Source organism: Pedobacter sp. MR2016-24, from assembly GCF_026239655.1.
Classification (GTDB): Bacteria; Bacteroidota; Bacteroidia; order Sphingobacteriales; family Sphingobacteriaceae; genus Pedobacter.
This window is the reverse complement of the sequence record NZ_JAPIVO010000004.1, coordinates 263571-286950: the sequence shown is the minus strand read 5'-3', so window position 1 is coordinate 286950 and position 23380 is coordinate 263571. Positions and strand designations below refer to the sequence as shown.

Sequence of the window (23380 nt, the reverse complement as noted above, 5' to 3'; positions counted from 1 at the left end):
AAAAAGGGTATTAAGGGTTATCATAAACCTTTAATACCCTTTTTTATTTAAATCAATGTTTGCGTCAATTTCGATGGCGCCACACCGTATTTTTTCTTGAATGCAAAGGAAAAGTGGGAAAGATCCTCAAAACCCATCTCCAGATAAACTTCCGACACTGCCTTACCTTTTTCCTTAATCAGATAATAGGCCTCCTGCAATCTTTTCTGCTGAAGCCAGCGGTTCGGAGAGCTATTAAAGACCTTATCAAAATCCCGTTTGAAAGTCGCCAGGCTCCTTCCGGTTAAATAAGCAAACCTCTTTAACTGTACATTGAAATGGAAATTTTTATTCATAAAACCTTCCAGATCTATTTTACCCGGCTCGGAGAAATCAAAGAGCACATCTTTCAACTCCGGATTAACCTGGAGCAGGATCAGAATCGCTTCTTTCAATTTCAACTCCTGCAACCTGGTATTTTCAGCTTGTTCCGTTAAAAGGTATGGCATCAAAGACTCCATAAAGCTTTTATAGAGGGGGTCCGACTTCAGTTGGATGAGTGTATTCCCTTCCACCCTGCGCTCTGCTTTATATCCATATTCTATACTAAAATCCCTCAGTGTATGCTGATCCAGATAAATAGATACAGATTTGTATTCTCCATTTTCCGGCGGTTTTTTATTAAACTTCACCAGGTTGTTGCGTTTAGCAAAACCAAAGTCGCCCTCTTTTGCATGGAATTCCTGTTCTCCGTCATTGAGCAGGATTGAGCCAGATATCTGGTAAGTAAATACGTGCTCTGGAATAAATTGTTCTCCTTCCCTGCTTCTTGTCGTATAACAGGAATACATAATCTGTGAAAATGTCCTTTTTTCTACCGCCGCCATAATCAAATTTAAGAATTATCTGTTGGCTTTCATCTCAGACATGGTCTTTCCTGCCTCAGTTTCCAGGAAGTTCGTTGCATCATCATAATCTGTGGAAGTACTTACCGCAATCCACTTCTCCAGCTCGGCAAGTTTTGCGGCTTCAGCATTTTTAACAATCCCTACTGCTTCACTCCCTAAAAGTAAATGAAAAGGGGGTTCTGCATGCCTGATCAGTTCGACCATTACTTTTGCCGCCTTTGCGGGATCACCCATGGCAACAAAGTTATCGCCTTTTAAAAATTCAGCTACCCAGTCTACCGTAGTTTCATACCCTTCTATTTTTTCGGCAAACGTCATGGATGCACCAGCCCAATCCGTACGAAAACCACCAGGCTCCACACAGGTAACTTTAATACCAAGGGGAGCAACCTCTTTAGCGAGTGCCTCACTAAATCCGCTGAGACCAAATTTCGCAGCCTGATATATAGTCAGCCCGGCATTTCCTACCCTGCCCCCTACTGAACTAATTTGCAGGATGTGACCTGAACGCTGCGCACGCATATGGGGAAGTACTGTGCGGGTAATGGCTATAGGTGCATATAAGTTGGTTTGCAGCTGACTTAACACCTGTTCTTCCGTGAAAGCCTCCGCTGCTCCTGTAATGCCAAAACCTGCATTGTTCACCAGCACATCTATTCTTCCAAAATGCTTGATGGCAGCAGCAACTGCCTGTAAAATTTCTTCATGTACCGTTACATCCAGTTGCAAAGCTAATAGCTGATCAGGGTATTTGTCCTGTAAGTCTTCTAACTGTTCCGGGTTACGCGCTGTTGCGGCTACACGATCACCTGCAGTCAGCACTGCCTCTGTTAAACTCCTTCCCAGGCCACGGGAACTTCCTGTAATAAACCAAACTCTTTTCATGATCTGTGATTTTTTAATTTTAATAAAGATCGGGAGTAAAACAGGATTATGCTTTGTTAGAAGGCTCAGAGTGTTTTGTTGAAAAGATCATGAGGTCAGTGATGTTTCAGGATGCAGTAGCATGGATCCTGAAACATTTCTATAAGCTTTGGCAGATTATCTTTTCAGCTCAGTCTCATACAATACTTTTCCAGTATCATTTATGGCTTTAGCTCTTATCCGGTTTTTGTTCAGAGAAAAATACATAAATCCATGTTCAGCAGCCTCAAAATTACTGTAGGATACCCCACTTTGTACGGGTGTAAGTTCTGACCCTGCACCTGATATAAACTGATGGGTAAAACCTTCGGGTTTTAAATGCTGCAGGGAATGATCATGACCCGAAAGATAGATATCTACTTGATGTTTTTCCAGCGTTTTTGCAAGTATGCGCCTTACTGCTAGTGTATCGTAGTTTTTGATACGGGGACCTACGGTATAAAAGGGATGGTGACCAACTACGATCTTCCATTTGATATGAGCAGAGGCTTGTGCAAGTGTCTCATCAATCCAGGCAACTTGTTTTTCTGTCTCTGCCACCTCATCTCTTGCAAATGGATTGGTATCAATAAATACAAACAGTACCTTATCATCAGTCCTGCCCAGTTTTACTTCCTTAGTGTAATAACGGGCAGGCATGTTCCACCGGCGACTCACCTTACTGTACCTGATTTGTGCATCAGGATCAGATCCATAATCATGGTTCCCCAAAATCGGATACCAGTCGCACTGCAGTGAATGCGCAGTATAGATATTCTCAAAGGAGTAATGCCATAAAGGATCCTGCTCACTCACCACCCCACGCGGGTAAAAGTTATCACCGACGGAGATTACAAAATTATTCGGGTTGTTATTTGCCCATTCACCCATTCGTTTCGCTACTTCCAGCTGATGAGATTCCCCACTCCGCCCCCAGTCACCAACGGCTATAAAGTTTAATGGGAAATCTTCGTCGCTTTTAAGTGCGGGCGACAAATCTTCACTTTCCAGATAGGTTTCACCAGTAGAAGCAAACGTTTCAAGGGGATTGATCAGACCTACGCCAATGGCAGTAAGTGCGGTATTTTTTACAAAATCTCTGCGTTTCATTTATTGTAAATTATCAGGTACTTCCATAGTTATCATATAATCCTATCTTAGATAGATGGCGATACAATTGTCCGGAGCTTAAAATGAATTGATTTATTAGTTTATCTTTTTGCTGATCAGCCGGTTGGGCTGACCTTTGCGCTTAACCAGCTCAAAAGCATCCAATAGCTCGCCGGTTGCCAGATAAGTGTTAAAAGATAATGTCTCATTATCTATCGATACTTTATGATAAACCTGTACGTCAGGTGCAATGATATCTGCCCAGTCCATCGTTTCTGTTTCATACATTTTAGAACCGCTTACGGAAACAACATACATGGTTCCCGATTTACCGGCTGCACCGCCGGTCAGATCTATCTTCTCCATGCCGCGGGCGTACGCATGATCATGCCCCTGCATTACCAGATCAACATGATACTGCTCAAAAATTGGTTTGAGATATTTCCTGACCTGTTTGTTATAACGACCTTTTTTTGTAGAAAAAACCGGATGATGCATCACCATACAGGTCCATTGCTGGCGATTATCTTTTAGTACCTTGTGTAACCATTCTACCTGTTGACGGATACAATCCTGGCTGGGTGCTTCTTCCAGCATCTGTGTATTCAGCGAAATAAACCTCACCCCCTGTACATCCGTGAAATAACAGCTACCAGCCAGCAAAGGATCCTGCGGACCATTCTGTGGCAGTTGAAACTGCTCTTTCCAGTAAACTGATAAATGAGGTTTTCCATCTTCATGTATATATTCATGATTGCCTGGCGTAACCATCACCGGGATAGTGCCATGTATGAATGCTCCTGCGCCAAACCAGTCTCCCCATTCATCATCTTTATTTGCACGATTCACCAGGTCACCAGCATGGATCACTAAACTGGCCTCAGGATTCACGGCATAGGCTTTCCTGATTACCCTGCTCCATAAAGGCCGGATGCCAACCTGTGCGTCGCCCAGATAAATGAATGATATTTTAGACTGACTGGTATTTTGCTCAGCTGTGCGGAATTGCATCCATTCACTCCAGTTATTTTCTGCACCCGTTCTGTAAGTATACAACTTACCCGGGAGGAGTCCGGCAAGAGTAATACGATGATTTTTTGCTTTGATGGTCTCGTAACTAAAACTGCGCGTTTGTGCTTTTAAACGCATTACTTTGCTCACAAAAGCAGGATGTGCATCATCCAGGTTATATTCAATATGACTTTCTGCCACGGTATCAGCTGTTCTCCAGTTGACGGTAACACTTGTTGAAGGATCTTCCGTTACGGTAAGTACAACCCTGTCAGGCCTAACGCCTGGCTGATATAAATGAGTTGTATTTTCCTCCTTTTCAACACCAAAAAGAGTAGAAGGAAGACTGATTAATGGTAAAACGGCACCTATTTTTAACGAACTTAACAGAAAGTTCCTGCGCGCAATTTGTTTCATTGTTTATGATTTTGTAATTCGAAAAGGCAATAAATCGCAATAGAAGACAATATTCAGGTTGTAAAGCATGCTGCACAACCTGAATATGTCTATTTTTTAATAGGATAAAAAAACCGAAAGGCTATCTCATCTGAGGTACCACATCTTTGTATTGATATCATCTGCACCAAATACGGCAATGGCGGCATTACGATGATCGCTGTTTACACTGGCCTCACTAATCGGCCATGCATATCTCACAGGGAATGCAGGTTGAAAGGCTACGGGACCAGCCACAAAATGAGGAAATCCTGTACGTCTGAAATCAAACCAGCCTTCTGCACCGCGAAAAAGCATAGCCAGCCATTTCTGCGTGATCAGCTGCTGCTGGGTTCCGTTATATTTTACCAGTGGCAAATCATAATAACCTGCAGTTACCGCAGCTGCTTTAACGCCATAATAGTCCATTGAAGATTCAATCCCATCATGATACAAAGACTCCGCGGTTTTCGCTGGTACAGAGATTTTGCCTGTCTGCGCTGCTTCCGCAAGGATAAAACATACTTCAGTATACAGCATAAAACTGGCTTTCAAACCGGCAGCATTATCCTTTCTGAAATACCCGGAAAAAACCGACTGATGTGTTTCTCCCCCATTGTAATCGGCCGGATTATTTAACGCATGAGGCACACCTACGTATCGGTTCTGATCTACTGTTGCACCGGTAGTTGCACTTACCGGCGCTACCCATACCTGCAGCCGGGGATCATTACGTTGTAATAAAATATCTACCAGTTCTTTACTTGCCTTGGTTTTATTAAAATCATTATCAATCATGTTTTTCGGACCACCTGGCCAGCTGTCATCCTTTTTCACGCCCAGATAAGTCACTTCCGCACTTTCTGCGTTGCTGGTAAAAATTGGAAATGTTTCAGGATTGCTTACTATTTCCTGCATGTCCGTAAATGCCTGAGGATAGACCTTCGAACAGCGCAACAGCAGTCGCAGTCTCAACGAATTAGCAAACCTTCTCCACTTCAAAGCATTTCCTGCATACATTACATCCGCCGCAGCGTCAATACCGGAACCGTCAGCTTTCAATTGCTCGTTGGCTTCTTTTAACTGTTGAAGCAAACTTTTGTAGATATCTTCCTGCCTGTCATACGATGGTTTTATATTTCCATTTTCCAGTGATTGTAATGCATTTGAATAAGGCACATCTCCATATAAATCCGTCAGATAAGAAATATTAAAAGCCAGTAGTATTTTGCCTAAAGCAGTATACACACCTTTACCGGTAGCTGTTGCCTCTTGCTGCATACTTTTTATGACCATACTGCGCTGGTAGATGTCGTTCCAGTCTACCGCAGTCCACCGGAATGTTTCATAATCATTATTACGCACCAGTGTGATATACCGCCCTACAGCAGCAGGTCTGCGTGCAAATCCATTTTCCTGGTAAGCAGTGGCAGTCTGCGTAATGGCTTCTGTTAAATGGTATTCCGGACGTGTTTCGGCAGGACTATTGGTATTGGTATTGATGGAATCAAAGTTTTTAGTACAACCGGTAAAAGCAATTGCTGCTACCAGCAGATAAGCGAATGAATAAGTTTTCATCATGTTCATATTAAAAGTTACAGCTTAATTTTGCACCAAAAGAACGCGTTCCTGGTAAAGTCCAGTGGCCAACGCCCTGATATCTTGCATCACTCAAGCTCATTGTTGTTTCCGGATCGTATCCGATATTGGCAGCCGTCCAGGTATATAAATTATAGCCAATCAGAGAGAAAGAAAGGTTACTTACAAAAGGTAGTCTGCGCATTACATTTTTACCAAAGGCATAAGTAATCGAAACCTCTTTCAGCTTCACATAAGTGGCACTGTAAGTTTCGTTTTCATAATATTTCCAGTGTTTATTGTCGTAATAGGTATCCGCAGCAATAATCACATCATTAGGTCTGTAACTGCCATCAATATTTTTAATCACACCCGGCATCAGCATTCCGTCGTCGCGTTTCACATTACTTGCATCTGTCCAGCTCAGGCCACCATGTGCAGCATCCCTGCCCGGCAGTGTTGATTCTACTAAACCTGCCTGAATTAATCCTTTGGCCACGTATGAATAATACTGACCACCCTGGCGCCAGTCTACCGAAACATTCATCGTAAAGCTGCCATATTTAAAATTATTGTTGATACCCGCAACGAAGTCAGGATTATAGTTCCCTATTTTCTCAAATTCAGTCGCCTGTTGCTGTAAACCGTTAGCGGTAAGCAATGCCTGCCCGGCATACGGACCTTCCGTTACTTTCATCCAGCTCCGTGTATAAAAATCACCCATCTGTGCACCTTCTTTAATCAGGTACTGGATATTACTTCCATCCGTACTGCCCAGCAGATAACTTGTAATACCCGGCGTTAATGAAACTACTTTATTTCTGTTCCTGCTAAAGTTAAGGTCTGTTTTCCAGGTAAATTTCCCTTTAACCGGCACAGCATTTAAGGATAACTCAATACCTGAATTCTGGATATTACCCGCATTGATCAGCTTGGTACTTGCACCGGAAGCGATAGATGTAGGCACCTGAATGATCTGATTTTTGTTATTTGTTTGATACCAGGTAAAACTCATGCCTAAACGCTCGCCGAAAAAACTCACATCTGCACCAGTTTCATAGGAAGTGGCAATCTCCGGTTTCAATAAGTTGTTTTTCTGATCGTAAACCAGGGAGGCACGTTTCACTGTTCCCCAGTCGGTATCAAAAGGAATAGTACTGTACAACTGATAAGGGTCAGTATCAGATCCTACCTGCGAAACGTTACCACGCAGTTTCAGATAAGAAAGGGAATTCCATTTGATACCCAGTAAATCTGAAGCAATTACACTGAGTGATGCCGAAGGATAGAAATAAGAATTATTTTGCGGAGGCAATGTGCTGCTCCAGTCGTTACGTGCAGTAAGGTTCAGGAAAACAGACTGTTTATAACTCACCTCGCCCAGTGCATATAAACTGTTGATACGCTTATGGGTAAAACTCTGCGTAAAAATCATGGAACCTGCCGCAGCATTTGATAAATTATAGATTCCCGGCAGTGTTAAAGCACCTGTGTAATTGCGGACAGATTTAATCTGCTGATCCATCTGGTTGCCTCCTCCTGTGATGGAATAAGTGATATTACCTATCGCCTTTGGCTTATAAGTCAGCAGAAAATCGCTGTTCTGTTCTTTAAATGAACTGTTTTCTATCAGATAAGCACCTGTAGGATTTCTTTTGGCACTAAAAGGGCGCTTTTCATCCTGCTCTGAATTGTAATAATCCAATCCTGTTCTACCCATCAGAGTCAGGCTTGGCAGCAGGTCTACTGAAACCTGTACGTGGCCAGTTAATCGATTCCTGTTAAAACCGTTGGTTTCCTCATAGGCAACCAGATAAGGATTGTCCTCAGTAGAAAGCGGATTGTATTGTTTTAACCCTTCCTGTCCCGGTACCCAATAGTTTTTAAGCTCATTAATGTTGATATTCGGCGCCAGGGTATAAATCAGCGACGTAACACTTTCCCGGTAAGCAGACGGCCTGTTATTACTTTTATTATTGGTATAAGATAGGTTTGTATTGATCCTGAGCCATTTCTTCGCATTGTAATTTCCGGAGAAATTAAGGTTGTTTTTTTTCAGATCCGTGTTGGGTACGATACCGGCATTGATCATGTTTCCATAAGAAATTCTGAAATCGCCAGCCTCACCAGATTTGGCTACAGCTATATTATTGGTGAGGGTATGGCCTGTATTGAAAAAATCCTTCACCCTGTCAGGATAAGAAACCCAGTCGGTAGCAATCGCTTTGCCATTGGCATCAAGGGGACTGTTCCACTGTACCAGTTGTCGCCCACTGTCTAATCGCGGCCCCCATGCCATCGTATTCAGTGTATTATCAGATCCTGAAGAATATCCTGATCCAAATTCATTCTGAAACTTTGGAAAGAGGTAAGCCTTGTCAAATACAGCCGTAGAATTGAAACTGATGCCCAGGCCTCTCTTTTCTGCGCCTGACCTTGTCGTGATGAGAATTACACCAGAGCCCGCCCTGCTACCATATAGCGCAGCGGCACTGGCCCCTTTTAATACAGTAATATTTGCGATATCGTCAGCACTCAGATCACTGATCGGACTGCCATAATCGATAGTTTGTTTTCCATCGACTGCCGCAGTAGGATTCTGCAACGCTGCAGCTACCGGCACACCATCAATAACATAAAGTGGCTGATTATCTTTTGTTAATGAAGACTGTCCGCGGATAGTCACCATCACACTCGAACCCGGATCTGAACCCGTGCTGCGTATATTTACACCCGGAATGCGTGCCGCAAGAGAATTCAGCACATTCGGCTGCGGCACATCACTTACATCAGCGGCAGAGAGTTGTGCACTGGCATAACCCAAAGAACGTTCTCTTTTTTTAATCCCTAAAGCGGTAACCACCACTTCATTTAAAGAATTCTGGTTAGCTTTCAAAGTGGCATTAACAGTTACGGTCTGATCTTCCGCAACTTTAATATTGTGTATGGTTTCCTTTTGAAAAGATATATAAGTGATCTCTAAGGTATAAGTACCTGCTGGTAAATTCAGTGTGTAGTTTCCTTCATTATCTACTACGGCCAACTTCCCCGTTTCTGCTACTTTGATGGCTGCACCAATCATTGGTGCTTTGGTTTCATCTATCACCTTTCCGCGGATCCTGCCGGATTTGTGCTGAGGATTGAATTTCCCGGAACCTGAAACACTTAATATGATATAATTATCTATCAATTTATAGTTGACAGATAAATCGGATGTCAGCCAACCCAGCGCTTCGTTAACTGTAGTTTTGTTTTTGCGGATGTTTACATTTTTTGACAGCAGCGAATTTACGCCTTCATCAAATGTAAACTGCAGTGATTGCTGCTGCTTAATCTGTTCGATAAATTGCTGTAGTGTTACTGAAGTGCCTTTGAGTGTGATAATTTTCGATGTTGACTGCCCGAATGTGCATTGTAGCGCGCACAGCAGAAAAACAAGCGTTAAAAATTGACGCCGTAAATTTTTTTTCATTACTTTGTTGTTGAATTTTCGAAGTTTATTAAAACCTTCAATTGTTAATTGATCTTTAGTTCAGTTAATGACATAAGCGCCCTGCTCTAACAGGGCGTTTTGTTTACCTAATTTTTTACCATTTGCCTCCGTTTTTTTAATTGATTTGAACCTGGTTTTTATTGATCACATAAGTAAAGCCTGCTGTTTTGGATAAAATCTCCATCACCTCATTTAGAGACTTTCTCGAGAAGCTGGCCGTAATGCGTTTTTTCAACAGCTGTTTGCTGCTCAATGTGACAGATATGTCATACCATCGTTCCAGTTCAGGTATAATTTCTTCCAATGTTTCCTGATGAAATGCCATTAAACCTTTCTGCCAGCCCAGAATTTCATCCGTACTCACCGTTATCTGCTGAAATGCAGTATCTCTTTTATCACAGGAAAGTACATTCCCTGGTAAAAGCATGTACGTTCTCTTTGTCTTATTGCCGTTCACGCCTACCTTACCCGTAACCACTCCCACACTGGTATGGTTATCATTCTGATAAGACTTCACATTGAAAGAAGTACCCAGCACCTGGACTTTCAAATGATCGGTATGTACAATGAATGGTCTTGTTGTATCATGCTTCACCTCAAAAAAAGCTTCCCCTTTTAAATAAACTTCTCTTTTATTGCCAGAAAAATGAGAAGAATAACGAAGCTCACTCCTGTTATTTAAAACGACGGTTGAACCATCCGTCAGTGTAATGATCTTTCTTTCACCTGCACGAGTCACCTGCCCGGCAATGTAATCTTGTTGTTTTGATGCATAATTGTTGTTGAGCAATAGATATCCTGCTGCCAGACTAATGAATAAAGTTGCCGCTATACCAATAGCCCATTTGTATGGATAATGCCTAACTATGGGTGCGGTAGACTCATTTATTCTTGCGAATACTTTAGCTGTATCAAAACCAGGTGCGGTCTTGTCGCTGCCCTCAATCACATCATCTGCAGCTTCCTCTTCCATGACCGCCAACCATTCTTCCTGATAAAGGCCGGATTGTAAAATAGCTTTTACTTGTGCAAGCTCTTCAGCTGTACACCGGTTATGGGTATATTTTGATAATAAAATCTTGATTTCCGTATTCATATTCTTCCGCTACATAACTTATACAATCTCGTTATGCAGTATAACTATCCGCTAAGAATACTTTTTTTGAATCCGGACTTAACTTACTGTCCTATTGAGGTATAAATAATTTTTTATTGATTTGATTGCTTTTACGAGCTGGTTATTTACCGTACTGTCAGTAATTTCCAGCTGCAAAGCGATCTGCCGATGGGTCATTCCCTTGTCGCGCGACATTTCAAAGATCTGTTTTCTCTTTGGCGGCAAGTCGCTGATTGCTTTATTTGTCTGCACCAGTGTTTCTCTATACTGGATCTGTTCATCAGTATTTAAAGTGAACTGTTCGGCATGGTTCATTATTTCTTCAACGATCCGCTCTTCTACATTTCCACGTTTAATTAGGTTCAGCAAAGAATTTCTCGTCATCTTGTATAGATAAGCCTGAAGAGACGCTTCAGGATTGAGCATTGCGGCGTGTTCCCAGAGTTTCACAAAAACATCATGCATAATGTCTTCCGCAATCTCGGGCGATTTCACGAATTTAAGCGCGTAATAGTATAGCTTTTTTGAGTAGTTGTTATAAACCGATTCGAATGCTGCTCTTTCCTGATTTTTCAGTTTAATCATGAGCTGCTGGTCATTCGGTATATCAGTTTTCCTGTCGATCATTTAAGAAGCCTTATATGCCTCCAAATATATTGAATAAAGGAATCGGGCTATGATAAGGAATTTTTAAATAATTGTAAACAAACAGTACAAGGCTGAGGTCAATTTATTTATTTTGGCATTATTAATGACAATACCCCCTCGCTGATTACCCGGCTTACATTAAAGACTATTGCTATGCAGAACAACTCCTCGCCCCTGTTAACATCCATACTGGACAACGATTTTTACAAGTTCACTATGCAGCAGGGTGTAATACAGTTATTTCCAAGAGCAAAAGTCAGGTATAAGTTTATCAACAGAGGTCAGCATTCTTTTCCAGCGGAATTTGCCGCTGCGTTGCGTAAAACAGTGGATGAGATGAAGGGATTACAGCTGAGTCCTCAGGAGAAAATCTTCCTGCGGGATACCTGTCCTTATCTTGATCCTGTTTACCTGGACTTTCTGGAGGGTTATCGCTACCAGCCTGATGAAGTTCAAATTTCACAGGAAGGAGATCAGCTGGAATTGCATATTGAAGGCTTATGGTATAGAACTATCCTATGGGAAGTCCCACTGATGTCGCTCATCAGTGAACTCTTTTACATCATGACAGATTCAGAGCGGATAAGTGACGATGAGGTCATCAGTACCACACGCGAAAAAATTGAAAACTATAAAAAATTAGGGGTCACTATTGCGGAGTTTGGTACCAGACGCAGGTATTCTTATGCGATTCATCAGCTCGTTTTGGATTCACTGGGCAAATACGGAGCAGGATCTTTTATCGGCACCAGTAACGTACATCTGGCGATGCTGCATCGTACCAGACCTATCGGTACACATGCACATGAATGGTTTATGTTTCATGCTGCGAGATATGGTTTTAAGATGGCCAATGCCCTGGGGCTGGAACACTGGGTACAAATATACCGTGGTGATCTTGGCATAGCACTTTCAGACACCTATACCAGTGATGTATTCTTCCGGCAGTTTGATAAAATGTTTTCTAAATTATTCGATGGTGTGAGGCATGACAGCGGTGATCCCCTTCTGTTTGCTGATAAAGTGATTGCCCACTATCTGAGCATGGGTATAGATCCGAAGTCCAAAACGATTATTTTCTCTGATGCCTTGAATTATGAAAAGGTGGCCCGCATCGCAGGCTACTGCAAAAACAGAATCGGGATTTCATTTGGGATCGGCACTAACCTCACCAATGATGCCGGACCTGCCCCAATGAATATGGTGATCAAAATGACCGAGGCACAGCCCCAGGATCAGGAATGGATAGAAGTCATCAAACTCTCAGACGAGCATGCTAAATATACAGGAACCGAAAAGATGATCCATCTGGGAAAAACTATCCTCGGTATAGTCTAAGATTTTATTTGACTTTTAAACTGTATACCAGTCCGTCGTTACCCGCAACGATAACCAGCCCGCCATTTTTAGCCCTTTTGATCACATTAAAACTCTCATCAGAAATGTGGTACCAGTAATTCCCACCGTCTCTTGATACATCAGTGCCTGAAGTACCTACCGCAAAACAATTCTTTTCATCAAAAATAAGGATACCAGAACGGAAACCGTATACTGGTCTGGACGGTTTAGTCCATGTTTTCCCCCCGTCACTGGTCAGCAAAATATTATTAGCGTTCTCCTTATCCTTTTCATAATCCCCACCCACTACAATGCCGCGGTTTTTGTCATAAAAGTCTACAGAAAAAATGCCCGTACTGCTTTTGCCCTGGATAATAGGGCACTCATACTTTTTCCAGTTTAGTCCGTAATCATCAGAGGTGTAAACATTCGATTTAGATCCTCCCGTGGCAATCCATACTTTACCTCCGGCCAGCGTCTTTATCGTAGTGCCACTTGCAGCAAATGAGGCCTCACCTTTGGCCATTTCCAGTTTTAACGCATCAGAAGAGTCCTTCCACGTTAATCCACCATCTTCAGTGATCAGCAACTGTAATTTGTTTTTAATGGGATCACCGAAGATGATCCCATGTTTCGCGCTCCAGAAATCCATTCCATCAAGGAATATTGCTGAATCAACATTTTTATAAGTTTCCTTCCAGCTTTTCCCGCCGTCGCTCGTCAGCAATACATACGCTGGCGATCCTGCATTTACAGCTACGGCATGATCAGCATCAAAAGCTTCAATATCTCTGAAATCCAGTTTTTCATAACCAGCAGGCTGCATCCATTTCCATGTTTTGCCGCCATCAACCGTACGGCCGATAAAACCATTGCTGCCGCTCACCCAAACGACGCTATCCGTAACTACAGACAGCCCCCTGATACTTGTTTCCGTACCCGTTGATGCAGATGACAGTTCATAACTTTGTGAAAACCCGAATAACGGCGAAAGAAGGAATATAAATAAGATTAAACGCATTATCTGACTCTCTTCCAGGTTTCTGATCTTCCAATTAGTGAAATGCCGATGTATCCGCGCATATTGAGCTGTCCGTTATCTTTAATGTTCATGTTGCAACTATAAGTTTTACCCGACTTAGGGTCATAAATTTTTCCATCCGTCCATTTACCATCATCGTAAACAAAGTCTTTCAGCATTTCCATTCCTAAAATAGGACGGCTTCTTAAACTTTCGTCCGGATTTTTGTAATCTGTTTTAGGCTTACCCTTTTCATCTTTTGGTGCCTTTAGCCAGTCTATTTTACCAAAATACCGCTCTCCCTTTTTGTAAATATTCACATGGGCTTCACCTGTAGCGTTTACCCATGTACCTACAATAGCATCTTTTTTCTGTGCAAAACCTGTAAAAGAGATTGCTGTGATCAGCAATAACAATGATATGTATCTCATAAATTTATATTTAGTTTAAGCTAATTTACACATTGATTCTTGAATAAACACATTATAGCTTACAACCAGCACAAAGATAATGCATAAATATAATGAACAGCTCATTTCACAAAAAAGGCCGGAACAATTCCAACCTTTTCAATAACGCAAAATAATTTATATTAATGTACTGAACTAAACCCGTTGCAGCTATTTATCCTTTAAGGATTTTTGAAAACAGTTCATAAGAGTGAAGCTTCGCCTGCTGATCATAAATATTTGAAGTCATCATTACTTCATCTATCTGCGTCTTTTCAAGAAAATCCTGCATTTCCTCTTTGATTTTTTCCGGTCCGCCTACAAATGACAAAGCCAGCATCTGGCTGACAGCCTCTGCTTCATAGTCACTCCAGATTTCATCGATATCATTTACTGGTGGCTGAAGTAATCGCGGTTTTCCCGTAATTACGCCAACAAACATTTGCTGTAACGAAGTAGCCAGTCTTGTAGCTTCTTCATCCGTATCTGCAGCAACCACATTCAAACAGGCGATCACATAAGGACTGGCCAAAACTGCCGAAGGCTTAAAATTCTGACGATATATATTGATTGCCGTTAAAAACTGTGCAGGTGCAAAATGGCTCGCAAAAGCATATGGAAGACCCATCGCTGCGGCTAAGCGCGCACTGTCTGTACTTGAGCCTAAAATCCAGATTGGAATGTCCAATCCTTCGCCAGGAATAGCACGCACGCGGCTACTGCTGTTGTCGGCCGAAAAGAAAGCCTGTAACTTTAATATATCCTGTGGAAAATCATGCGCTGCGTTGAAACGTTCACCTCTGATGGCCATAGCCGTAACCTGATCTGTTCCTGGTGCACGACCTAAACCAAGGTCTATTCTTCCGGGATATAAGGAAGCGAGCGTACCAAACTGCTCAGCGATAACTAATGGCGAATGGTTAGGTAACATAATACCGCCAGATCCTACCCTTAAAGTAGTGGTTCCGCCAGCAATATAACCTATCAGTACGGAAGTTGCTGAACTGGCTACGCTGATCATATTATGGTGTTCTGCCAACCAGAATCTGGTGAACCCCAGTTTTTCTACATGCTGTGCCAAGGTAAGACTTGTACGAAAAGTGTCGGCTGGTGTTTTTCCTTCTACAACTGTCGCAAGATCCAATACTGAATACTTAAGATCCGATAATTGCTTCATATTTTTTTCTATCATTTGAAATCCTCTCTACAGGCATACCTGTTTTTTATAAAATTAGAGTTTATGCCTGTAAAGATTTGTCATGATTCAAGATTTGACTTTTCATACAGACAAGAAAAGTCCGTAATAAAAAACCCTGCAATGTTAATTTGCAGGGTTCATTTAATTGATAATTTTTGTATTATTCGTGACAATGTGCCCGAAGAGAGACTCGAACTCTCAAGGATCTTACTCCAACGGCTTCTGAGACCGCAACGTTTACCAATTTCGCCATCCGGGCATTGTATAACTCAGCTTAATCCTGCTGAGGCGACAAATTTAGTATTATTTATCAAATCATATAATTTTTTTTCATCTATTCTCTCTGTAATGCTGTATCGTCCTGAGTACCAACAACGGAAATTTGAGATAATACTGCGTCTGTCTCCCCTGCAGGCAGATTATGATGAAAATAAATATAAAATGATGAGGAAAAGAATATGAACCTATATGTGATAAGAGTTTGGTACCTGTTGCTTTCAAAATCTATAACCGGGACAAAAAAATAACAATAAAATACAACTGTATTTTAGACTTAATCTAAATACAAAACGCATGATAAATTGACGTGAAAAAACATTTTAGCTTTGGTAGAAAAAGCGTCAAACAAAAACACAATACTCTGATAAACAGATGTAAATGAAATTTTATTTTTTCAAATAGAGCTACAAGGAGTCAAAAAAAGCGATTACATTGCAGCAGAAATTGTTTGGATTTTTATCATTTCATGCCTCAGGAAAAATAAAATTCTTACATGACCACCATTCTTTAACCAAATATTTTACAATTAACCAATTTCATTATCATGACTACAAAAACTCATTTTACAGAAACTGAATTATGCCACCGGCTAAAAAGTGGCGACTACAATGCTTTCAACCAGATTTATCAACAATATAGCGCGGGTCTGCTCCAATATGGCTACAACAAACTTCGCAATCGCGAGGATGCCAGGGATCTGCTTAACGATGTTTTCAGCAAAATCTGGGAAATCAGAGCAACTCTCGAAATCAATCTTACACTCAAATCTTATCTTTTTACCTGTGCAAGGAATCTGATTTTCAAACAATATAAGAAAGAACAACGTCACGATGACTATATGGTTACCTTACTGGAACACGTAAAAATAGAATACAACCATACGGATTATCCGATCAGGGAAAAACAATTCAGGGATCAGATTGAAGAGGAAATTACTAAACTCACACCAAGAATAAAAGAAGTATTTGAGCTTAGCCGAAATGAAAAACTTACTCATAGTGAAATTGCAGAAGCACTGGGCATAACTGAAGGAACAGTCTCCAGACATATTTCTGATGCTATTAAAACGCTAAAGCAAAATCTTAGTACTTATATCAGTTTGTTATAAGCATATAATTATAAAATATTTTTGTTTTCTTCCACATGTTCGGCCTTTCTCAGTAATCATACATAATACATAGGATACAATTCCTTATTATATTATGGAAATAAAAGAACTTATTGAAAAATACCAGAATGGTGAGGCTTCCGAATATGAGAAAGGCCTGTTGGAAACCTGGTTTAACAGGTATTACGAAAATCAACCATTGGAGGTTAGTCTGGAAGATTTTTTAGATGATCTGATTGAGGTGAAGTTAGATCTTGACAGCAGGTTTAAAAAACCTGAGATCAGACTGTGGCCGCGGATAGCTGTTATCGCTGCCTCGTTGTTCATTATATTGTCAATCGGCTTATACTTTTATAAAAACACAGCTAAACAACCGCAGTCAAAAAGCCAGCTTATAGCAAAAGAAATACTTCCAGGAGGTAATAAAGCAATTCTGACCCTGGCTGACGGCAAAAAGATTAATCTGTCTGATCTGAGAAATGGTGAAATGGTTCAGCAAGCAGGAATTGTAATTACTAAATCTGCAGATGGAGAATTGATTTACAATGCAAAAGCAAACAGCGCTTCAGTAAAAGAATATAATACGATAGAAATTCCTAAAGGAGGAGAATACAGATTGCGTCTGCCTGACGGAAGCAAAATATGGCTAAACGCCGCGTCCACATTAACATATCCAACATCCTTCAAAACACTTCATGAACGCAGGGTGATGTTGAGCGGCGAAGCTTATTTTGAAGTGGCTAAAAACCAGGAGGTACCTTTCCGGGTACAAACTTTAAAACAGCTGATAGAAGTTTTAGGAACGCATTTCAATATCAAATCTTACAAGGATGAAGATATGGTGAAGACAACTCTTTTAGAGGGATTAGTAAAAATTAATAAAAAGGAGGTTGTTAAGCCGGGTGAGCAGGCAGTGACGACAGGTTCGGGAGATCATATAAAAACATTCGTGAACAAGGTAGATACTATACCAGCGGTCGACTGGAAAAATGATGCATTTATATTCGTGAAGGAAGATAGTTTCAAGTCATCGATGGACAAAATAGGCAGGTGGTATGATGTGGAATTTGTCTGCGACCCGGATCTAACAGCAGATATACAACTTGCCGGCAGACTATCCCGCAAAAGTGCCCTGTCAGCCGTATTGCAAACAATTGAATTATCACAAAGAGGAAAAATACACTTTAAAGTTCAAGGAAGGAGGATTACTGTAACAAACTAATAAAATCCAAGGTTGCTGAATGCCAGAAGTGCGAGGGCACTTCTGGTCTTTTTTATATCATAGAAATGCATGATGACGATGAAACAAGATGTCCCCCCTGTTTATAGAAACATCAGAAAAATGCAACACCAAATATATTTTCATGTACTTCAAAAAAGAGTTTACTCTACTTCAGAAAACGCTTTTAATATTAGTAATTTTAATACTATCCAGTATAGCTGCTTTTTCACAAAAGATTACCATCAATGAACGTAAGATCTCGTTTGAAAAAGCGATTCAACTGATCAGTTCTAAAGTCGGTTATGGTTATATGTTTGATCCTAAAATCACCCTGGGAACAAGTATTTTCAATCTGAAACTGAAGAACGTCACTGTCAATCAAGCAATAGAATCTATTTTGCAATACCTGCCTCTCTCCTACAGAATAGAGGACGAAGTTATCTTTATTGATCCCTCAGACAGAGTCTGGACTAAAGCAACAAATCCTTCAGCGAAGGAAGCAGCTCCTGTAGCAGATGCAAACAAATTATCCGGAGCAATACTCAGTGAAGTAAATATTGTTTCAACAGGTTATCAGCGTATCCCGCAGGAACGTGCTACAGGGAGTTTTGTATTAATCGACAGTGTATTATTCAACAGGAGAAATGGCAGAAATGTACTTGACAGACTCGATGGCGTTGCAAGCGGCTTAACCTTTAATAAAAATACCATAGGAAATACACCGGCTATCAGTATCAGAGACCGGAGTACAATTTCAGCAAATACAAACCCACTGATTATCCTTGATAATTTTCCGTACGATGGCGACCTGACAAACATTAACCCACAGGATGTCAAATCTATAACAATCTTAAAAGATGCAGCATCAGCTTCCATCTGGGGTGTAAGAGCAGGCAATGGCGTCATTGTTATCACAACTAAAGATGGCACATTTAATCAGTCTCCCTTAATTAACCTGAATGTAAATTATACATTTGGAGCTAAGCCAGATCAATATTATAAATCACAGTTAACAAATAAAGAGTTCATAGACAATGAACAGTTTCTATTTGATAAAGGAAAATTTGATCCGAACATCAGCAACGGTTATGCATCACTATCCCCTGCTGTAGAAATTATGCTCTTACGTCGAAAAAATCTGATTACTGAAACCAGAAAATCTGCCTTATTAGATTCTATTGCCGCTCATGATAACAGAGCTGATCTGGATAAATATTTTTCTCGAAAAAGCGTGAGTCAGCAATACCAGCTGAGTACAGAGGGAGGTGGCAAACATAACAAATACTACCTTTCGTTCGGTTACGATAAAGACCTGGCAAATAACGTGACCAATAGCGCTGACCGGATTACGGTTAATGCAAACAACACACTCTTGCTTTTCAAAAGCAAACTTGAACTGGTGACAGGCATCATGCTGATCTCAAATAATAATAAAATGAGAGGATCGGGATATCAACCTTTATATCCATACGAAAATGTAGCTGACCAATCAGGAAATGCACTGGCGCTGAGCAGAGATTTAAGGCTTTCTTACGTAGATACCGCAGGTGCCGGCAGATTGCTGGACTGGCACTACAAACCACTGGATGAGCTAAAAGAAGAGAATCATCTATGGTATAGCAGAATAACAACCTATCGGGTGAATATGGCACTCAACTACAAAATCATCAACAATCTCAGATTTTCTGTCAAGTACACGTATGACAAAGGTACAAACGAAAACAGGGAAATTACCGCCCGGAATTCTTACTACACGCGCAACCTCATTAATTCCTTTAGTCAGATCGACGAAACAAGCGGAAATGTAAAAAGGCCATTTCCGTTGGGTGATATTGTAAATAGTAACGAGGGAAATTACCATGCACACTACGGACGCGCACAATTAAACTATCAAACACTGATTGCAAGCAAACATGCCATCAATACAATTGCAGGTTATGAAGTAAAAGATTACCAGAGTTCAGATTCTTACTATACGTTATATGGTTATAATAAGGCAACTGCGACCAACCTTAATTCTACAATCAATCCATTACAGGATTTACCAAAATATTATAATGGAGAAATAACCAGAATACCGCTCACCATAGGAAATAATAGTAGTGTAGACCGTTATCTTTCTTACTATGCCAACGGATCATATGCCTACGACCATAAATACATGCTCTCAGCCAGTGTACGCCGCGATGAATCTAATCTTTTCGGTGTAGCCTCAAATCAAAAAGGCGTTCCGCTCTGGTCAACAGGCATCGCCTGGAATGTCAGTCAGGAGAAATTCTATCATTTTAATGCTTTGCCTTATTTAAAGCTGAGGATTACTTATGGTTATAATGGCAATGTGGACAAATCAACATCTGCCTATCTCACTACCCAATCTGTATCTGGCGGTAATTTGTGGGGACAACCTATATTGCAAATTAAAAACCCACCCAACCCCTCATTGAGATGGGAAAAGGTAAAGAATATTAACTTCGGCATTGATTTCGGATCCTCTCAAAATCGTATCACAGGTAGTCTGGAATACTGGGTTAAAAATGGTATTGACCTGATTGGATTCAGTCCGGTTGCCCCACAGACTGGTGTTTCTGTATTCAAGGGCAATTCTGCTAATATGCATTCAAAGGGAATTGACATTACTTTAAAAGTATTAAACCTAAACAGGTCATCTTTCCAATGGCAAACTGCATACCTGTTCAATTACAACACAGATAAAATTACCAGTTATAAAGGCAATAGAGGAGGTAATTCTTCGATAGTGAATTCAAATTTCATGAACCCATTAGAAGGCTATTCTTATTACGCTATTTTTAGTTACAAGTGGATGGGACTTGATACTACAGGAAATCCACAAAGCATTTTAAATGGTGTTAAAAGTAAAGATTATTCTAATATCAGGAGTTCTAAAAATCCAGGAGAATTAGTTTACAGCGGCAAGCAAACCCCAACGTATTTTGGTGCGGTAAGGAATACATTCAGCTGTAAATCCTGGGAACTCTCATTCAATATCAATTATAAATTCAAATATTATTTCCGGAGACCTTCTTTGAATAATACTTTTATTTATCAGGGAAATGGCTCAATAGCCGCCTATCAACAGGATGATTACAGTCTGAGATGGAAAAAATGGGGAGATGAATTCACCACTAACGTCCCTGCACTAATTTACCCGGCAAAAGCAATCCGTGATGAGATTTATGCATTATCAGATATCCTGGTAGAAAAAGCAGACCATATCCGGTTGCAGGATATCCGAATAGATTATCAGCCAAATAAAAACAAGATAAAAAACCTTCCTTTCTCTGCATTAGACATCTATTTGTATGCAAGTAACCTGGGTATCTTATGGAAAGCGACTGCCAGAAAAATTGACCCGGACTATCCCTATGGAATCCCAGCACCAAAAATGATCTCACTAGGATTTAAAGCTAATTTTTAAAATTGAACCTCATGAAATTCAGTTATTTATACGTCATATTAATTTTTACTGTAGCATTCAGTAGTTGTAAAAAAGATTTTTTAGATGCTAAGCCAAATACCAATATAGTGACACCAACTTCTCTGGATGAATTTCAGGCCATGCTGGAAAATGTTGATTATCTTAACAGGTCAACACCAGCTCTTTTACAAATTTCATCAGATGATTATATCTTTAGTGATTTTGCTGCATGGCAGGGAACATTCTTTAATGCTGAAAGGAACAGTTATATCTGGGCTAAAGACCTGTTTGAAGGGCAAAAGGATGTTAAGGACTGGAATATTGGTTATTCATCAATATTTATTTGCAACAATGTGCTGGAAGGATTGGATAAACTGGCAAATGCCGAAGTAAATAAAAAACAATGGAACAATTTAAAAGGGTGGGCACTGTTTATGAGAGCTTATCTTTTATATGATCTGGTACGCAGTTTTTCCCCCGCATATGACATCCACACCAGTTCAATTGAATTGGGAATGCCAATACGTTTAAAATCCGGAATTGATAAAGTAGAACACCGCTCTTCGGTAGAGCAAACTTACAACCAAATATTTTCAGATCTTAACCAGTCAGTCGCTTTGCTGCAACCTGGTATTGCGGCCGCAAATAGAGAAAGACCATCTAAAGTAGCTGCAATGGCTTTGTATGCAAGAATATATTTAAGCATGCGAAACTACAGACAGGCAGAAAGCTACGCCGACAGCACTTTGAATCTATATAGTACGCTGATTGATTATAACCTGGTTAGTCTTACAGAAAAAACTCCGTTTAGTATGAATAATACAGAAACAATTCTCAGCACGACCGTAATCACCAACTATTATAATATTGTACAAACGGTAGAAGCTATTACAGCAGTAACCATCAATCCTGAACTTTACAATTTGTATGAAAACAATGATTTGAGAAAGCGCATTTATTTTGGCACAAACATATTAGGGAGCTTATATATGAAATTTGGCTATGCAGGATCTTATCCTGCTCCATTTACAGGTTTGGCTACAGACGAGATTTATTTGATCAAAGCAGAATGCCAGGCCAGAAGAAATGAAGTGCAAGGTGCATTAGTTACACTTAACACTTTGTTGACACACAGATATAAAACCGGGACATTTATTCCATTAACAGCAAATGATGCTACAGATGCGTTAAGTAAAATACTAACAGAGAGACGTAAAGAATTAATTTGGAGAAGTCTGCGCTGGACAGATTTAAAGCGATTGAATAAAGAGGGAGCAGCTATCTTTTTATCCCGGGAGTTAAATGGAATAAGGTATACACTTTTTCCAAATGATCCCAAGTATGTATTTCCTATTCCGGATGAAGAAATAGAGTTAAGCGGTATTCAGCAAAACCAAAGATAAATTAGCAATTTAACGATCATAAAAAAGCTGTACGTTTTTAAGTGTACAGCTTTTTTCTATCGAAGGACATAATTAGGGCGTATAATAAGTCCCCGGTCCAACATTCGGGATCTCTTCAATCCACTCATCACCTAAATATTCTTCTATATTGGCGTTGGTATAAGTTGATTGAGCAGGTATATATAAACGTCCAAAAGCTGTTACGGCATATTTACAATTTAATCCCGAGCTAGACATACAGGCCCCCGGAGCTGTCGCGAGCCGGATAAAAGATCCGGTTGCAGGCTGTACCAGATAACTTTCAGTAATAGATTTTTTTTCATTAATAAATGCACTACCCGCAATGGCAACAGTCGCCAGGCACAGGCCAAATACTATCTTCTTCATAATTCTATATTTAAAAATTAACAAAAAGTGATAATTAAATAATAAGGTATATTCCGTTAGCTGTTACCTGCATCTCCTCTATATAACCGGCATTCAGGAAGCTAATGATATCTTCATTCGTGTACCAGGCTTGCGCCGGAATATAAAGTCTTCCGGCAGATGTAACTGCATACCTGCATTGGAGTGTGCTGAGCAGGTTGATGCAACCGCCATTAGCTGTAGTAACTCTCAAAAAAATGCCTGTAAGTGGCTGAATAAGAAAATTTTCAACGATACTTTTTTTTGGTGTGGTGAATGCACTGCCCCCGACAGCTACCGCCGCCAGCACAAGGCCTAATACTAGTTTTTTCATCATTG

18 protein-coding genes and 1 tRNA gene are annotated in these 23380 nt (G+C 40.5%); 5 read left to right on the top strand and 14 right to left on the bottom strand.

The genetic code is table 11. The annotated features are described in order from the left end of the window. Positions 1 to 47 precede the first annotated feature (47 nt). The 8 genes from OQX62_RS12335 to OQX62_RS12300 all read right to left on the bottom strand — a co-directional run bounded on the left by OQX62_RS12335 (position 48) and on the right by OQX62_RS12300 (position 11161). Entirely contained in the window at positions 48 to 866 is an 819-nt protein-coding gene (locus OQX62_RS12335) for a helix-turn-helix domain-containing protein (RefSeq protein ID WP_265831842.1), read from the bottom strand. 15 nt (positions 867 to 881) lie between these two features. Then, positions 882 to 1772: an oxidoreductase gene (locus OQX62_RS12330; protein ID WP_265831841.1), complete on the bottom strand. Its 891-nt coding sequence runs from the start codon at positions 1770 to 1772 to the stop codon at positions 882 to 884. Between the two features lie 156 nt (positions 1773 to 1928). Further along, positions 1929 to 2900: a purple acid phosphatase family protein gene (locus tag OQX62_RS12325; RefSeq protein ID WP_265831840.1), complete on the bottom strand. Its 972-nt coding sequence runs from the start codon at positions 2898 to 2900 to the stop codon at positions 1929 to 1931. A gap of 96 nt (positions 2901 to 2996) precedes the next feature. Then, entirely contained in the window at positions 2997 to 4328 is a 1332-nt protein-coding gene (locus OQX62_RS12320) for a purple acid phosphatase family protein (RefSeq protein ID WP_265831839.1), read from the bottom strand. Between the two features lie 126 nt (positions 4329 to 4454). Further along, complete coding sequence (locus tag OQX62_RS12315; protein WP_265831838.1) at positions 4455 to 5927, bottom strand: SusD/RagB family nutrient-binding outer membrane lipoprotein; 1473 nt, start codon at positions 5925 to 5927, stop codon at positions 4455 to 4457. A 7-nt stretch (positions 5928 to 5934) separates the two neighbouring features. Beyond that, complete coding sequence (locus OQX62_RS12310; RefSeq protein WP_265831837.1) at positions 5935 to 9396, bottom strand: SusC/RagA family TonB-linked outer membrane protein; 3462 nt, start codon at positions 9394 to 9396, stop codon at positions 5935 to 5937. A gap of 136 nt (positions 9397 to 9532) precedes the next feature. Beyond that, a complete protein-coding gene (locus tag OQX62_RS12305; protein ID WP_265831836.1) occupies positions 9533 to 10513 on the bottom strand; it encodes a FecR family protein in 981 nt (326 codons plus the stop codon). Positions 10514 to 10591: 78 nt separating this feature from the next. Continuing rightward, positions 10592 to 11161, bottom strand: coding sequence for an RNA polymerase sigma-70 factor (locus OQX62_RS12300; protein ID WP_265831835.1), 570 nt, complete (start codon positions 11159 to 11161; stop codon positions 10592 to 10594). Between the two features lie 174 nt (positions 11162 to 11335). Between OQX62_RS12300 and pncB the strand changes: the two genes are divergently transcribed. Next, positions 11336 to 12520, top strand: a complete 1185-nt coding sequence (gene pncB, locus OQX62_RS12295) for a nicotinate phosphoribosyltransferase (RefSeq protein ID WP_265831834.1) — start codon at positions 11336 to 11338, stop codon at positions 12518 to 12520. 4 nt (positions 12521 to 12524) lie between these two features. On the opposite strand, the gene OQX62_RS12290 is transcribed toward pncB, so the two are convergent. From OQX62_RS12290 to OQX62_RS12275, 4 genes are all read right to left on the bottom strand, one after another. Continuing rightward, a complete protein-coding gene (locus tag OQX62_RS12290; protein WP_265831833.1) occupies positions 12525 to 13541 on the bottom strand; it encodes a WD40/YVTN/BNR-like repeat-containing protein in 1017 nt (338 codons plus the stop codon). Further along, positions 13541 to 13972, bottom strand: coding sequence for a DUF2147 domain-containing protein (locus OQX62_RS12285; RefSeq protein WP_265831832.1), 432 nt, complete (start codon positions 13970 to 13972; stop codon positions 13541 to 13543). The genes OQX62_RS12290 and OQX62_RS12285 overlap by 1 nt, the downstream gene beginning before the upstream one ends. Before the next feature lie 193 nt (positions 13973 to 14165). Next, positions 14166 to 15167: an LLM class flavin-dependent oxidoreductase gene (locus OQX62_RS12280; protein WP_265831831.1), complete on the bottom strand. Its 1002-nt coding sequence runs from the start codon at positions 15165 to 15167 to the stop codon at positions 14166 to 14168. A 196-nt stretch (positions 15168 to 15363) separates the two neighbouring features. Next, positions 15364 to 15447: transfer RNA gene (locus OQX62_RS12275), tRNA-Leu, on the bottom strand. Between the two features lie 564 nt (positions 15448 to 16011). Between OQX62_RS12275 and OQX62_RS12270 the strand changes: the two genes are divergently transcribed. From OQX62_RS12270 to OQX62_RS12255, 4 genes are all read left to right on the top strand, one after another. Continuing rightward, positions 16012 to 16575, top strand: coding sequence for an RNA polymerase sigma factor (locus tag OQX62_RS12270; RefSeq protein ID WP_265831830.1), 564 nt, complete (start codon positions 16012 to 16014; stop codon positions 16573 to 16575). Positions 16576 to 16669: 94 nt separating this feature from the next. Next, entirely contained in the window at positions 16670 to 17797 is a 1128-nt protein-coding gene (locus tag OQX62_RS12265) for a FecR family protein (RefSeq protein WP_265831829.1), read from the top strand. Positions 17798 to 17939: 142 nt separating this feature from the next. After that, on the top strand, positions 17940 to 21233 hold the full coding sequence (locus tag OQX62_RS12260; protein WP_265831828.1) for a SusC/RagA family TonB-linked outer membrane protein: 3294 nt from the start codon (positions 17940 to 17942) through the stop codon (positions 21231 to 21233). Between the two features lie 11 nt (positions 21234 to 21244). Beyond that, entirely contained in the window at positions 21245 to 22636 is a 1392-nt protein-coding gene (locus tag OQX62_RS12255) for a RagB/SusD family nutrient uptake outer membrane protein (RefSeq protein ID WP_265831827.1), read from the top strand. A gap of 72 nt (positions 22637 to 22708) precedes the next feature. Here OQX62_RS12255 and OQX62_RS12250 read toward each other — a convergent pair whose 3' ends face one another. Together OQX62_RS12250 and OQX62_RS12245 are read right to left on the bottom strand one after the other, a co-directional pair. Continuing rightward, entirely contained in the window at positions 22709 to 23023 is a 315-nt protein-coding gene (locus OQX62_RS12250) for a hypothetical protein (RefSeq protein WP_265831826.1), read from the bottom strand. A 34-nt stretch (positions 23024 to 23057) separates the two neighbouring features. Next, a complete protein-coding gene (locus OQX62_RS12245) occupies positions 23058 to 23378 on the bottom strand; it encodes a hypothetical protein (RefSeq protein ID WP_265831825.1) in 321 nt (106 codons plus the stop codon). Between the last annotated feature and the right edge of the window lie 2 nt (positions 23379 to 23380).

What these genes read in the sequence shown, in the direction of transcription:
- OQX62_RS12335 (WP_265831842.1), bottom strand. Translation starts at nt 866, where the DNA reads ATGGCGGCGGTAGAAAAAAGGACATTTTCACAGATTATGTATTCCTGT.
- OQX62_RS12330 (WP_265831841.1), bottom strand. Translation starts at nt 1,772, where the DNA reads ATGAAAAGAGTTTGGTTTATTACAGGAAGTTCCCGTGGCCTGGGAAGG.
- OQX62_RS12325 (WP_265831840.1), bottom strand. Translation starts at nt 2,900, where the DNA reads ATGAAACGCAGAGATTTTGTAAAAAATACCGCACTTACTGCCATTGGC.
- OQX62_RS12320 (WP_265831839.1), bottom strand. Translation starts at nt 4,328, where the DNA reads ATGAAACAAATTGCGCGCAGGAACTTTCTGTTAAGTTCGTTAAAAATA.
- OQX62_RS12315 (WP_265831838.1), bottom strand. Translation starts at nt 5,927, where the DNA reads ATGATGAAAACTTATTCATTCGCTTATCTGCTGGTAGCAGCAATTGCT.
- OQX62_RS12310 (WP_265831837.1), bottom strand. Translation starts at nt 9,396, where the DNA reads ATGAAAAAAAATTTACGGCGTCAATTTTTAACGCTTGTTTTTCTGCTG.
- OQX62_RS12305 (WP_265831836.1), bottom strand. Translation starts at nt 10,513, where the DNA reads ATGAATACGGAAATCAAGATTTTATTATCAAAATATACCCATAACCGG.
- OQX62_RS12300 (WP_265831835.1), bottom strand. Translation starts at nt 11,161, where the DNA reads ATGATCGACAGGAAAACTGATATACCGAATGACCAGCAGCTCATGATT.
- pncB (WP_265831834.1), top strand. Translation starts at nt 11,336, where the DNA reads ATGCAGAACAACTCCTCGCCCCTGTTAACATCCATACTGGACAACGAT.
- OQX62_RS12290 (WP_265831833.1), bottom strand. Translation starts at nt 13,541, where the DNA reads ATGCGTTTAATCTTATTTATATTCCTTCTTTCGCCGTTATTCGGGTTT.
- OQX62_RS12285 (WP_265831832.1), bottom strand. Translation starts at nt 13,972, where the DNA reads ATGAGATACATATCATTGTTATTGCTGATCACAGCAATCTCTTTTACA.
- OQX62_RS12280 (WP_265831831.1), bottom strand. Translation starts at nt 15,167, where the DNA reads ATGAAGCAATTATCGGATCTTAAGTATTCAGTATTGGATCTTGCGACA.
- OQX62_RS12270 (WP_265831830.1), top strand. Translation starts at nt 16,012, where the DNA reads ATGACTACAAAAACTCATTTTACAGAAACTGAATTATGCCACCGGCTA.
- OQX62_RS12265 (WP_265831829.1), top strand. Translation starts at nt 16,670, where the DNA reads ATGGAAATAAAAGAACTTATTGAAAAATACCAGAATGGTGAGGCTTCC.
- OQX62_RS12260 (WP_265831828.1), top strand. Translation starts at nt 17,940, where the DNA reads ATGTACTTCAAAAAAGAGTTTACTCTACTTCAGAAAACGCTTTTAATA.
- OQX62_RS12255 (WP_265831827.1), top strand. Translation starts at nt 21,245, where the DNA reads ATGAAATTCAGTTATTTATACGTCATATTAATTTTTACTGTAGCATTC.
- OQX62_RS12250 (WP_265831826.1), bottom strand. Translation starts at nt 23,023, where the DNA reads ATGAAGAAGATAGTATTTGGCCTGTGCCTGGCGACTGTTGCCATTGCG.
- OQX62_RS12245 (WP_265831825.1), bottom strand. Translation starts at nt 23,378, where the DNA reads ATGATGAAAAAACTAGTATTAGGCCTTGTGCTGGCGGCGGTAGCTGTC.